We start from the raw sequence: 12,468 nt of genomic DNA, 5'->3' as shown, positions 1-12,468 counted from the left end.
ACACCAGATGCGTCTCAGAGGAACTGCCCGCTGGCAAGGTAGGGCGCGGGAGTCGGCATGCTGCGGACGGCGAGATACCCCTCTTGGCCGAGATCGAGCCCCGCCGCCAACCCGACATCCACCGCCCACTCGTTGGCGGTGGTGATGCAGTTGACGAGAGTGTCTGCCTGCGAAGAGGCCAGTGCTTCCCACAGCAGGTCCGCCGCGATTCGGCGATCAACGGCCGCTAGGAGAATCGGACGTCCGCGATCGTCGATGTACACATACCCCGCGCCACGCGACACGACCAAGCGGTGATTGTTCAGCAGATACTGGTGATCCGAACCGTGACCAGCCCCGCGAACCTCCTGATCCAGCCGGTCCATCCAGTCGAAATCGTCGGCTGCCCCTTCGGATAGTCCGGTCACCGCCGGAAGGCGAGCCCGATCGACAGTGCCAACCATTCGCATCTGCGGATGCAACGAGAACCCAGCCAACCGATACCGCCGCGTAGCCCCGGGATGCACGCTCGAGGAGAACATCCCCTGACGCCCATCGGCATGCGCCAGCACAGCATCGAGCAACCGCTTCCCAATCCCCTTACCCTGCTGCCCCGGCAAGACACCGTAGGTTGCCAAGTACCACAGCCGATCTCGATTCTGCGAGATCGCGAATCCAACGATCCGCCCCTCGTCAGCCGCGACCCAGCACCCTTCCGGGTCAACCTCGAGGAAATAGCGCATGCGATCAATCCACCGCTTGGCCCCCGCTTCCGACCGAGGTTCCGGCTCCGGCTCACGAACGCGCCGATCACGCCGATCGCTATCGAGGAACACTTCGTCAGAACTTCGCTCGGCACCGGGCAAGTCACCCGCACACATCAGCCTGACCGCTACCGAGCCCATCCGCCCACAATACGAACAATTCAATGCGGAACGAACCGATTTTCCGGCAGAGCGACAGCGAGTTTCAGCGCGGATTCGCGGGGACCCCACGGTTCGGCGGACTTGCCCGCGTGTCGAATCGCGTACTGGCGAGCCGACGTTCGGCCAGGCCGATGAGGTCCAGTACCTCGCGGGCAAGATATCCGGTGGTTCCTCGGTCGAGGGTCTTGCGGGTCAGAATCGCTGATTCGGCCAACTCTTCCAACGCGTCTCGGGCGGAGGGAAAGGAGATACTCAGGATGCGCTGCACTGTGCGGGCCGTCAGCACTGGGACTTCTGGGAGCATGCCAATGATCCGCGCACTGGCCGAACCAGCACGCGGTTCGGCCCGCAGGCCGTTGCCTGCACGCCAGCTGCCGAGACGTTCGGCCCAATCGTGGCGCAATGTATCGATCTGTGTCGCAATGTGTTCGGCCTGATCGGCGGCAGTAGCGGCCGCTTCGATGAAGGTTGTCAGCCACATCGCGGTCCCCGTACGTGCAGGATCCGAGAGCGGTTCGCCAGCGTATCGATAGGCGGTCAGTCCCGCTATATAGCGGTCACTGAGTGTGGCGAGAACCAGGCTGACCGGCAGCAGCGCACGCGGGGCGATACCCCGTCGCGCAAGGACGGTGTGGATCAGCGCGCGGCCGACACGACCGTTTCCGTCGGTGAAGGGGTGGATGGTTTCGAACTGTGCGTGTACCAGCGCCGCCTGCAACAGTGGTCCGTGGGTCGAGCCGTTCAGGTAGGCGACGAGGTCGTCCATGAGCTCCGGCACTCGGTCTGGTGGCGGCGGAACGAATTCCGCGTCGAGCGGATTCCAGTGCGACCCACCGATCCAGTTCTGTACCGGACGCAGGCCGTGATGCTGCTCTTTCGGCAATAGCCCCTGATGGAGCCCGACGATGTCGTCGACAGTGACCGCATCGGCATCAACGAGCTCCGTCGACGCGTGGCGCAGCACGGTGATGTTGTTCGCCACCAGCCGTGCCTGTTCCCCGAATCCACGGATGTCTTCTTCCTGACCGAGTTCAGCCAGTGCCACCTGCTGTGGCGAAGGTGCGATTCCTTCGATCATGGAACTGGCGATTGCCTCAGAACGCAGCAGGAACCGCGAGATCCCTTCGAGATCGCGAGCGCAGGGACTACAGCTGAGCCGCCGAACAGTCCGTTCGACCGAAGCAGCCCGATGGGCAAGTTCCGTCGGAACATGAATCGGACGCTCGGCGAGCAGGTCGGGAAGGAAGGGGCGAGTGGACGTGGCGTGACGGACCGTCGTATCGGCCATTGCAGCTCCGACAGCCAATGCCGAGCTGATCAGCCTGCATATCCCGGACGGGCTGCTGACCGGGTGCAGCTATGTCGTCTCGGCGGACCTCACGACACCGCCGTCACAGCCCGCGGCAGTGACGTTCTATGACCATGCAGCGCCGATTCCAGGCCTTGTCGAATATCACCCCGACACCGGCACCGCGACGATTGCCTGGACGCCGACCTGGAAAGGCGAACATATGATCGCCGCCATCGAACTCGAACCCGGCGGCCTCGCCAGCGGCCGCGCCGTCCCGGTCCAGGTCGTGGGCGATGGCGCCAACCTCGGCAGTTCGTGCGCGCGGATAGCCTGAGTCGCGCAGGTTAGATCTTGACGATGGAGGTCAAAGGGTAATTCCCTTGGCGCGCACGGCCGTTCAGAAAGGTCAGTTCCAGGACCACTGCGGCCGCGATGACTTCAGCGCCCGCTTGGGCGAAGAGGTCAGCCGCGGCGGCGAGGGTGCCGCCGGTGGCCAGGACGTCGTCGAGGAGCAGGATGCGCTTGCCGACGAGGGGGACGCCGTCGGCGGGGATTTCGAGCGCGGCGGTGCCGTATTCGAGGTGGTATTCGCGGGTGAGGACGGGCGGCGGGAGTTTGCCTGCCTTGCGGACGGCGAGGACGCCGGTGCCGAGGCTGGCGGCGACGGCCGCGCCGATCAGGAAGCCGCGGGCGTCGATGCCGGCGACGAGGTCGGCGTCGGGCGCGCAGGAGGCGAGGCAGTCTACGACGGTGCGGAAGCCTTCGGCATCGGCGAAGACGGGGGTGAGGTCGGCGAAACGGACTCCGGGAGTGGGGAAGTCGTCGCGCCAGCGGGTGAGACGTTCGACCGCTTCGGCGGCCCGGCCGGTCCGATCGGCGGCTAGCTCATCGGACTCGATCGCCGCATGCTTACTCATCGACACACCTCCATCATCACAACACCCACAGCACCTGTCACCTTTTCAGCACCCAGCGGTCCATATTCCACCCGGATCCCGCTTGGTTGGGTGCGGCTATCCCGTTCTGCAGACCGGCGCCGAACGCGATGGTGCGCGGGGTGGCGAACAGGGGGATGCTCGGCAACTCCGCCCACAGCAGGTTCTCGGCTTCGGTGAGCAGATTCAGCTGTGTGGTCGAGTTGTCGTCGGCCGCAAGCTGATCGGTGATCGCATCGTAACGGCCGTTACCGAATCGACCGAAATTGAGCCCGCTACCGGTGCGCAACGCACCGGTCGCCGCGACCCCGGACAGCGATCCGGCCGGACCGGCCGCGGACGCGGTGCTGCCCAGGATGGCGTCGACTTTGCCCTCGCTGAGCTGGGACGGCGTGAAATCGGGCGCGCCGGCGTCGACGATGGTGATACCCGCCGGTTTACAGGCCTCCGTGATCATCGCCACGGTCTGCGCGCGCCGGTCATCGGGACGCAGGTAGCCGATGCGAATGGTCGGATTGTTGGCCCGCGACGCGGCGACCGCCTGGGTCGCGCCTTGCACATCGCCGCCGTTGAACTTGCCCGCCGCACCGATGACCGACGGGTAGAACAGCGAATCCTGTTGCACGATATGCGCGTTCAGCGGCCCCGAACCGAGCCCCGCCTTGGGCGCGTCCGGCATCTTGCCGAGCTTGTCGAACAGTGCCTGGCGCGGCGTGCACAGCGCCAACGCCCGGCGCATGTCGACCGAGCCGAACACTCCCCCGGTCGCCAGCACCAGCTGCTCGACGCCGCGGCCCGGCACGTTCTGCACCCGGAAACCGTCCAGGTTCAGGTCTTTCACCGATCCGCTGCCGATATCGATGACGCCCATGGCGCTGTCACCGACCTTGGACTTCACATCGATGTTCTTGGGCCACACCAGGATCCGACCGGTCGCGGGCTTGTTGCCCCACCACCGCTCGTTCGCGACCAGTACCAAACCGTCCTTGTCACTGAAGGATTCGATCCGATACGGCCCGGACGACGGAAACTTGGTCAGGTCGAGGCTGCCGGAACCGAAGTTCCAGCCGGTGTTCCAGAATTCGGCGATCCGCCCGAGCCCGCTCGGATCACCGGTTTGCAAGGCGGACACCACATTCGGCACGTTGGCCACCCGCGCCGCGACATGGGCGGGCATCAGCTCGCCCGCGGTGAACAGGTTGCGCCACGCCGAATAGTGCCGGTCCGGCCGGAACACCACGGTGGCGTCGCGCGAACCGGGCTGGCAGTCGACCCGCTCGATGTCGGCGTAGCCCGCGGTGCTCGCCGCGTCGAACAGCGGAACCTGGCCTCGGTCACCGGGTTTGGTGAATCGCCCGCTGCGCGCGGCCCAGGCCAGCACCAGATCGTCGCAGGAGGTCGGCACGCCGTCGGAGTACACGCCGTCGGGGTTGAGCCGGTACTGGATGGTCTGTACGTCGCCGGGCACCTCCTTGGCGGTGCCGAAGTCGGTGTCGGCGACCTGCTGGCCGTCCGGTCCGGTGTAGAAGAACCCGGTGACCACCCGGCCGAACACCGAGGTCGATCCGGTGCTCGCGCCGAGTGTGCTGCCGCCGTTGTAGCTGGCGATGGTGGCGTCGACGGCATAGCCGATGGACGGCACCTGGTTCTTGCTCGAGCACCCGACCGCCAGCCCGGCGGCCATGGCACCCGCGGCCAGCACCGCGATCAGGCGTACTGCTCGGCTACCTGGCTTTCGCATGAAACCCCTGCCTGTGTCAGTGCCGCCGCTTCTGCCGTTTTCCGCTCGGGCGCGCGCCCGGTCGGGGCGCTTGCCCCGGTTCCCTCGGCCTGCGCGGTTCGTCGTCGTAGCCGCGACCGGTCGCCGCGGTGACGCGACGCTCCGCCTCGACACCCGCCCGCGCACTGGCAGCGCCGGCTCGCTTGGCCTTGATCTTGTCGGTGTGCCGTGCCACCGGGCCCCACCGCTCCTTGATCGACACCAGCAGCGGCGTCGCGAAGAAGATCGAGGAGTAGGTGCCGACCAGCAGACCCACCAGCTGGACCAGCGCCAGGTCCTTGAGCGTGCCGACGCCGAGCATCCAGACCGCGATCACCATCAGGCCGACGATCGGCAGGATGCCGATGAGGGCGGTGTTGATGGAGCGCATCAGCGTCTGGTTCACCGCGAGGTTGGCCTGCTCGCCGTAGGTGCGGCGGCTCAAATGCAGGATGCCCCTGGTGTTTTCCTCGACCTTGTCGAACACCACCACCGAGTCGTACAGCGAGAAGCCGAGGATGGTCAGGATGCCGATCACGGTCGCCGGGCTCACCTCGAAGCCGACGAGCGAGTACACGCCCGCCGTGACGGTGACGTCGAAGACCAGCGCGGCCAGCGCGGCGATCGCCATGTGCGGTTCGAAGCGGATGGCGATGTAGGCGGCGACCAGTACCAGGAACACCGCCAGCGCGATGAGCGCCTTGCGGGTGATCTGGCTGCCCCAGGTCTCGCTGACGTCCGAGGCGCTGATCGCGGCGCGGCTGGGCGTGCCGTCCTTGCCCTTGGGCTGGAACTTGGTGAACAGCGCGCTGTTCAGCGCGTCCACCTGATCCTTGTTGAGCGCCTCGGAACGGATCAGGATGGTGGCGTTGCCGCCGCTGCCGACGGTCTGCACTGAGACCGGATCGGTGCCGATCGCGGAGCGGTATACCTCCTCGACCTGGCTGGTGCTCGCACCCTGGGCCGGGAACTGGACCCGCGAGCCACCCTCGAAGTCGATCCCGAAGTTGAAGCCGCGGAAGATGATGCTGCCCAACGAGATCAGGATGATGGCGGCGGTGATCAGGTACCAGTTGCGCCGCTTGCCGATGACGTCGATGGCACCGGTGCCGGTGTAGAGCCGGTTGAAGAAGCCGTGCTTGGGCTGGTCGGTCACCGCGGCGAAGACGTCCGTGGTCTCGGCCGGGTTCGGGGTACGTGACGTGCTGGTGTGGTTCGTCATCTCGTTCACGCCTTCCCGAGTGCGGCCTCGGCCGCCTTCCGCTCACGCGCGACCTGCTGGATCGCACCGAGCCCGTTGACCGACGGCTTGGCCCAGTAGTTCGTGCGGGAGGCGAGCAACACCAGCGGCGAGGTCACCAGGAACACCACGACGACGTCGAGGATGGTGGTGAGACCGAGGGTGAACGCGAAGCCCTTCACCTGGCCGACCGCGAGGATGTAGAGCACCGCGGCGGCGATGAAGCTGACCGCGTTACCCGACAGGATCGTGCGGCGGGCGCGCTGCCAGCCGCGCGGCGCGGCCGAGCGGAAGCTGCGGCCCTCACGCATCTCGTCCTTGATGCGTTCGAAGAACACCACGAACGAGTCGGCGGTCATACCGATACCGATGATCAGACCGGCGATACCGGCGAGGTCGAGGGTGAACCCGATCCATCTGCCGAGCAGCACCATGATGCCGTAGACCGCGAGACCCGAAGCCACCAGCGACAATCCGGTGACGAACCCGAGCATCCGGTAGTAGGCGAGGCAGTAGAGCAACACCACGGCCAAGCCGATCGCACCGGCGAGCAGACCCGCCTTCAGCGAGGACAGCCCCAGCGTCGCCGACACCGTCTCGGCCTCGGAGGTCTGGAACGACAGCGGCAGCGAACCGTACTTCAGCGTATTCGCCAGTTCCTTGGCCGAGGCCGCAGTGAAGTTACCCGAGATCTGGGTGCGGCCACCCTGCTGCGGTCCCTGCTGCACGGTCGGCGCGCTGACCACCTTGGTGTCGAGCACGAAGGCGACCCGCTTGTAGACGTATTCGCCGGTGAGCTGGGCCCACGCGTCGCTACCCGCGGACTTGAACTCGAGGTACACCTCGTGCCGCGCCTGCTGGGTGTTCAGGCCCGAGCTCGCGGTCTTGATCTCCTGGCCGTCGATCCGGCTCTTGTCGAGCAGCAGGATCTCCTGGCCGTCGGTGGAGCAGGCGACCAGCGGCAGGTTCGGATCGTCGTTGCCCTGCAACGGGTCCGGCTTGCTGCAGTCCAGCGTGGCCATCGCGGCCTGCTGGATGGTCGGGTCGGCGCTCTGCCGGATGGTCTTGGCGTCCTGGATGTCCTTGGTCGCCTGTTCCTGCGGCGACAGGTTCGGATCGGCGGGCGGCTGTGTCGGTCCCTGCGCCGGGAACACCCGCTGTTGCGGGGCCGGTTCGACGGGTGCGCCGCCCGAGGCGGGCGCGCCGACGGAAGGTGCGTCGGTCGGTGCGGCAGGCGGGGCCTCCCCACCCGCGGCCGGGGGCGCCAGTTCACCCGGTGCGCCTGGTGCGCCCGGTGGCACCGCGCCCGGTGCCGGTTGCTGCGCTTGGCCGCGCTGGGCGGCGGGCACGGCATTCAGCACGGGACGGATGTACAGCTTGGCGGTGGTCGCCAGCGCACGCGCCTGCTGCCCGTCGTCGCCGGGCACCGTGATCACCAGGTTGTCGCCGTCGATGACGACCTCGGACCCGGCCACACCGAGACCGTTGACCCGGTTCTCGATGATGTCCTGCGCCTTTTTCAGGCTGTCCTGGTTCGGCCTACCGCCGTCCGGCGTTCGGGCGGTCAGCGTGACCCGGGTACCACCCTGGAGGTCGATGCCGAGCCGTGGGGTCGAGGATTTGTCACCGGTGAAGAACACCAGCGCATAGATCACGGCCAGCAGCGCGGCGTAGACGCCGAGCAGCCGGAGCGGATGCGCCGATCCCTGGGAAGGTGGCACAGTACGTCATCTCCTAGGCGGGAAGTCGAGAATGGAACAGGCAGGCACACACCAGCGACGCCGGGTGCGGACAGTAGTGGCGTAGGCGACGGGGCCCGCGGATCGGACGCCGCCGCGGCTGCGGCCCGCAGGCCATGGTCGCGGCAGCATCCGGCGCGCGGGCACGCCGAAGGACCTCAGTCCTTGGTGAGCCGGGTCTCGGTCTGCGCGGCGGATTCCTCGACAGCGTCGGCCACGTGCGCGCCGTTGGTGTCGGCCGCGGCCGGCTCGACGGCGATCGTGTCGGCGTCGGCCTCGTCGGCAACCGGCTCGGTCTCGACGCGCACCTCGCGGATGGCCGCGCGCAGCCACGTCGTGACGACCTCCTCGGCGATCTCGAGATCAACCGTGGTGTCGTCGAGATCGACGACGGTGCCGTACAGCCCCGACGTGGTGATGACCTGGTCGCCCGCCTTGAGGGTGTCCTGCATCTCCGTGACCTTGGCGGCTTCCCGCTTCTGGCGGCGGACGCCGAGGAACATCGGCACGAGCAGGGCTACCAGCAGCAGCGGAAACAGAAGTTCCATCGTCGAAGTCAGTCCCTAGTCTTGTGGGTGGGATGGGTATGTACCCCGACAGTCTGCCAGTTCGTGTCTCCGTCGCCACACCGGCACACCTGCTGGGGAGCGCGGATGTGCCGATCGGCCATATCGCACAGCGAATCCGCGGCCACCACCGGAGCCCGAATAGCCCGGTCGGTTTGCCCGTAAATTCTTCGGCCGGAAACATGCTCGTAACGAATTCCGTTGCCCTACAGTTGAAATCGCAGGGAATTCATCAGCGCAGGACGTCCCGACGGCGTGGCCGGGGAGCCTGATCTACGCACGAACTCATCGCTCTTCGAGCCGTGTCCCGGGACCTTCTGTGCCTTCACAAAGGGGACGATGATGGCCAAAGAAGCCAGAATCGACGTAAAAACGCTACTGCAGAAAGCCGCAGGGGATCTGGCCGCGCCGGAGCTGTACGACCTGGCCCGGAGCGCCGAAGCCGGACCGTGGTTCGGTACACCGGAGGCCAGGAACGGCGAGCCCGCGCGGCGCCCGGACTACGAGTGGCCGCTCGTTTCCGAACATCCCTATCTAGGGAAATACGGCAAGGGCACGGCGGCGGTGCATCTGGGGAACGGGCACGAGCGGCTGGTCAATCCGATGATCTTCGCCGACGGTTTCAACTACGGTCCCAGCGACCTCGACGGGCTGTGGCAGTGGTTCAACCATCCCTACTCGGACGCGGGTGAGCGACTGTTCGATCAGTTATTGGCCGCCGGAATCGACATCGTGTTGCTCGGTTTCGACACCCGGCACGACTACATTCAGGTCAATTCGGGTGTGGCGCGGGCCTGCATCGGGAAGGTCATCGCCGAACAGCAGGGCAATACGCCGCTGATCACCGGCGGCGTGAGCATGGGCGGCCTGATCACCCGGCACGCGCTCGCCGCGATGGAACGCGCCGACGAGGACCATCGGACCGGGACCTATCTGTCCTGGGATTCGCCGCACAACGGCGCGTGGATTCCGCTGATCCTGCAGCAGATGGCGTACTTCTTCGAGTCCTTCGAGGCGACCGCGCCCGGCAAAGCGAGCAAGGCCAGTCTGATCCGCAGCCCCGCGGCGCAACAGTTGCTGTGGGCCTGGGTGGCGGACGCGCGGTCGTCCGGTCCGGTCGCCACCGCGTCGCCGTTGCGGGCCCAATTCGTCCAGGAGCTGGCCGATTTGGGTGGTTTCCCGCAGCGGCCGGTGCGGCTCGGTGTCGCGAACGGGCGCGGCGACGGACAGGGACCCGCGCTGCCCGCCGGGGAGATCGTGTTCGACAAGAAGTTCCTCGGCGGCCTGGTCGGCAGTGCCACCGCGCGGTATCAGCCCGCCTTCGGTGACAAGCAGCCGATCGGCGGCATGCACCTGGGTTTGACCGCGCGCACGTCGACTACCACCGAGGTGGCGCCGTTCGACGGCGCACCCGGCGGCATGCTGGATTCGTTCGGCCAGGTCGCCAGCACGCTCGGCATCGACATGGAAGAGGCGAAGCGCTGGAGTTGCTTCGTCCCGTCGGTCAGCGCGATCGCGCTGGACTTCGACCCGATGACCTGGGAGGTCGACCTCGACAAGGATCTGCGCAAGGTGACCGCCGAGCACACGGCGCTCACCGAGTTCTGTTGCAACGCAACCAATACCGAGCACTCGATGGTGACACCGATGCTCGCGGAATGGGTGCTGCGCAAGATCGCCAAGTAGCGCGGCGAGCCCCGCCGGAACCGATCCGGCGGGGCTTGCGCAACGGGGCGTCCTGACTCAGGCGGACTTGCCGTAGACGTAGTCGTCGAGCGGGAAGCTGACCGCCTCGCGGTGCGCGTTGAGGGTGCTGGTCGGGCGCAGCAGCGCGGCCTCGCCGTGCGGGTTGAAGTAGTAGCTGCGCGCGGTGGAGCAGTTGCCGCCGTAGAAGACCGAGGTGCCGAGCTTGTCGGTGACCTTGTCGAGGAAGCCCGCGTTGGCCTGCTCTGTCACCTCGAAGGTGTTCTCGCCGCGGCGGAACAGCTCGGCGAAGAGCCGTCCCATGTGCTTCATCTGCGCCTCGATGGTGGTGAAGTAGGACAGGCCGCTGTAGGAGTACGGGCTGTTGAGGCTGAGGAAGTTCGGGAACTTCGGCACGGTGATGCCCTCGTAGGCCTGGAAACGGTTGTCCCGCCAGAACTTTCCGAGGTTGACGCCGTCGCGGCCGATGATCTCGATGGCCGGGAAGTTCACGTCCCACAGGTTGAAGCCGGTGGCCAGGATCAGCGTGTCGATCTCGGTCTTGTGCCCGTCGGCGGTGACGATGCCGTCGGCCTCGAGGTGATCGATCGAGTTGGTCTCCAGGCGCACGTTCGGCTTGTTGAAGCTGCGGAAGTAGGTGTTGGAGAAGGTGGGGCGCTTGCAGCCGAAGTCGTAGTGCGGGGTGAGCTGCTTGCGGGTTTCCTTGTCCTTCACCGAAGTACGCAGATGCGCCTTGGCCAGGATGCCCGCGGCCTTGTTCAGCGGCTTGGCCTGGGTGTAGTGCAGCACGCCGACCACCATGAGCGCCTCGAGCAGGCTGGTGTTGAACAGGCGCGCGGCCTTCTGGGTGGCGGGCACGCGGTTGAACAGCTTCTGCACCGGCGCCGGGATGGCGGTGTCGACCTTGGGCACCACCCAGATCGGGGTGCGCTGGAAGACGGTGAGCGCCTTCGCCTTCTTGGCCACCTCGGGCACCAGCTGCACGGCGGTGGCGCCGGTGCCGATGATCGCCGCCTTGCGATCGGTGAGGTCGAAATCGTCCTCCCAGGCGGTGGTATGGATGATCTTGCCCGCGAACGAATCGATGCCGGGGAACGGCGGGGTGTAGGGCTGGGACAGGAAGCCTGTCGCGGTGAGCAGGTAACGGCCCGTGAGGGTTTCACCGCCCGCGACCGACACCACCCAGTGCTGGTGCTCCTCGTCCCAGCGGGCGCCGTCGACCACCGTGCCGAAGCGCATGCGGCGGCGCAGGCCGTACTTGTCCGCGATGTGCCCGGCGTACTTCTTGAGCTCCGCGCCGGGCGCGAACAGGCGCGTCCAATACGGGTTGGGCTCGAAGGAGTACGAGTAGGTGACCGAGGCGATGTCGACCGCCAGGCCGGGGTAATGGTTGACGTGCCAGGTGCCGCCGAGATCGTCCTCGCGTTCGAGGATGACGTAGTTGCTCAGGCCGAGTCGATCGAGCTCGATGCCCGCACCCATGCCACCGAATCCCGCACCGACCACGATCGCGTCGTACTGAGGCGCCACTCCGAACCTCCAGATATGTGAACCGTTTATCACAGAATGACACATCATTCCGTTTGTGACGACTGTATCATCGGTGGCGTGACGAAGCCATTGACGCGGGCCGAGCGGCGCAAAGCCGAACTCCGCCAGGAAATCATCGACACCGCGTTCGTCTGCTTCTCGGAGAAGGGCTATCACGGCACCGGAATCGCCGATATCGCCGGTCACCTCGGCATCGGGCACGGCACCTTCTACCGCTACTTCAGCAACAAGCGCGACATCATCGACCACGTCATCGATGACCTGTCCGCCAAGATCATCGACACCCTCGGCACCGAGAACGCGCCCGACGCCGCCAACACGCTGGACGAATACCGCGCGCAGACCGACCGGATCGGCCAGGCGCTGACGCACATCCTGATGGATGACCGCCGGGTGGCCCAGCTGCTGCTCGTGCACGCGCCCGGCATCGACGAGGAGCTGACCGCGCGCCTCTACGGCCTGCTCGACATGGCCGACGCGCTCACCGCGGGTTATCTCGACCACGGCGTCGAACTCGGTTATCTGCGAGCGGATTTGGACACGGTCAACACGGCGCGGGCGGTCACCGGCATGCTGCTGGCCGGCATCGTGCACGGCCTGCGCGACACCGACGCCGGGTCCATTCAAGGTCTCAACGAGGCCATTCGGCGGCTGCTGATCGACGGCGTCCGCAAGGATTGAGCAAATCGATAAGCCCCCTGACGGCGCCGACGGCGTTAAGGTGTGGGAACAGTTCCGACGTGTCCGCCAGGGGGCGCTCGTGGTCGCAAGAGACCAG

General features: G+C 66.5%; 11 protein-coding genes and 1 pseudogene. 3 read left to right on the top strand and 9 right to left on the bottom strand.

What is annotated here, in order from left to right; translation table 11 throughout:
- Positions 1 to 14: 14 nt before the first annotated feature.
- The 3 genes and pseudogenes from ACIBK2_RS13060 to ACIBK2_RS13050 form a co-directional block, all read right to left on the bottom strand.
- Entirely contained in the window at positions 15 to 407 is a 393-nt protein-coding gene (locus tag ACIBK2_RS13060) for a hypothetical protein (protein WP_396967257.1), read from the bottom strand.
- A gap of 63 nt (positions 408 to 470) precedes the next feature.
- Positions 471 to 860: pseudogene (locus ACIBK2_RS13055) on the bottom strand (GNAT family N-acetyltransferase); the annotation flags it as partial.
- Between the two features lie 88 nt (positions 861 to 948).
- On the bottom strand, positions 949 to 1,983 hold the full coding sequence (locus ACIBK2_RS13050; protein ID WP_396966701.1) for a Fic family protein: 1,035 nt from the start codon (positions 1,981 to 1,983) through the stop codon (positions 949 to 951).
- A 328-nt stretch (positions 1,984 to 2,311) separates the two neighbouring features.
- Between ACIBK2_RS13050 and ACIBK2_RS13045 the strand changes: the two genes are divergently transcribed.
- Positions 2,312 to 2,530 (top strand): hypothetical protein, encoded by a 219-nt coding sequence (locus tag ACIBK2_RS13045; RefSeq protein WP_396966699.1) that lies wholly within the window; start codon positions 2,312 to 2,314, stop codon positions 2,528 to 2,530.
- 10 nt (positions 2,531 to 2,540) lie between these two features.
- Here the strand turns inward: ACIBK2_RS13045 and ACIBK2_RS13040 are convergent, their stop codons facing one another.
- The 5 genes from ACIBK2_RS13040 to yajC all read right to left on the bottom strand — a co-directional run bounded on the left by ACIBK2_RS13040 (position 2,541) and on the right by yajC (position 8,417).
- A complete protein-coding gene (locus tag ACIBK2_RS13040) occupies positions 2,541 to 3,113 on the bottom strand; it encodes an adenine phosphoribosyltransferase (RefSeq protein ID WP_396966697.1) in 573 nt (190 codons plus the stop codon).
- Positions 3,114 to 3,150: 37 nt separating this feature from the next.
- Complete coding sequence (locus ACIBK2_RS13035) at positions 3,151 to 4,872, bottom strand: ABC transporter substrate-binding protein (protein ID WP_396966695.1); 1,722 nt, start codon at positions 4,870 to 4,872, stop codon at positions 3,151 to 3,153.
- A 16-nt stretch (positions 4,873 to 4,888) separates the two neighbouring features.
- Entirely contained in the window at positions 4,889 to 6,121 is a 1,233-nt protein-coding gene (secF, locus tag ACIBK2_RS13030; protein WP_396966693.1) for a protein translocase subunit SecF, read from the bottom strand.
- On the bottom strand, positions 6,118 to 7,851 hold the full coding sequence (gene secD, locus ACIBK2_RS13025; RefSeq protein WP_396966691.1) for a protein translocase subunit SecD: 1,734 nt from the start codon (positions 7,849 to 7,851) through the stop codon (positions 6,118 to 6,120). The genes secF and secD overlap by 4 nt, the downstream gene beginning before the upstream one ends.
- 176 nt (positions 7,852 to 8,027) lie before the next feature.
- Positions 8,028 to 8,417 (bottom strand): preprotein translocase subunit YajC, encoded by a 390-nt coding sequence (gene yajC, locus ACIBK2_RS13020; RefSeq protein ID WP_396966689.1) that lies wholly within the window; start codon positions 8,415 to 8,417, stop codon positions 8,028 to 8,030.
- 357 nt (positions 8,418 to 8,774) lie between these two features.
- Here yajC and ACIBK2_RS13015 point away from each other — a divergent pair, with 357 nt between their 5' ends.
- Positions 8,775 to 10,121 carry a hypothetical protein gene (locus ACIBK2_RS13015; protein WP_396966687.1) on the top strand — a complete coding sequence of 449 codons (1,347 nt, stop codon included), beginning with the start codon at positions 8,775 to 8,777 and terminating at the stop codon, positions 10,119 to 10,121.
- A gap of 57 nt (positions 10,122 to 10,178) precedes the next feature.
- Here the strand turns inward: ACIBK2_RS13015 and ACIBK2_RS13010 are convergent, their stop codons facing one another.
- Positions 10,179 to 11,669, bottom strand: a complete 1,491-nt coding sequence (locus ACIBK2_RS13010) for a flavin-containing monooxygenase (protein ID WP_396966685.1) — start codon at positions 11,667 to 11,669, stop codon at positions 10,179 to 10,181.
- Positions 11,670 to 11,705: 36 nt separating this feature from the next.
- Between ACIBK2_RS13010 and ACIBK2_RS13005 the strand changes: the two genes are divergently transcribed.
- Positions 11,706 to 12,371, top strand: a complete 666-nt coding sequence (locus ACIBK2_RS13005; RefSeq protein ID WP_396966683.1) for a TetR/AcrR family transcriptional regulator — start codon at positions 11,706 to 11,708, stop codon at positions 12,369 to 12,371.
- The last annotated feature ends 97 nt before the right edge of the window (positions 12,372 to 12,468 follow it).

The sequence above is a fragment of the Nocardia sp. NPDC050175 genome (assembly GCF_044459885.1).
GTDB lineage: Bacteria > Actinomycetota > Actinomycetes > Mycobacteriales > Mycobacteriaceae > Nocardia.
The sequence above is the reverse complement of the archived record's forward strand: the minus strand, read 5'-3'. Positions and strand labels throughout refer to the sequence as shown.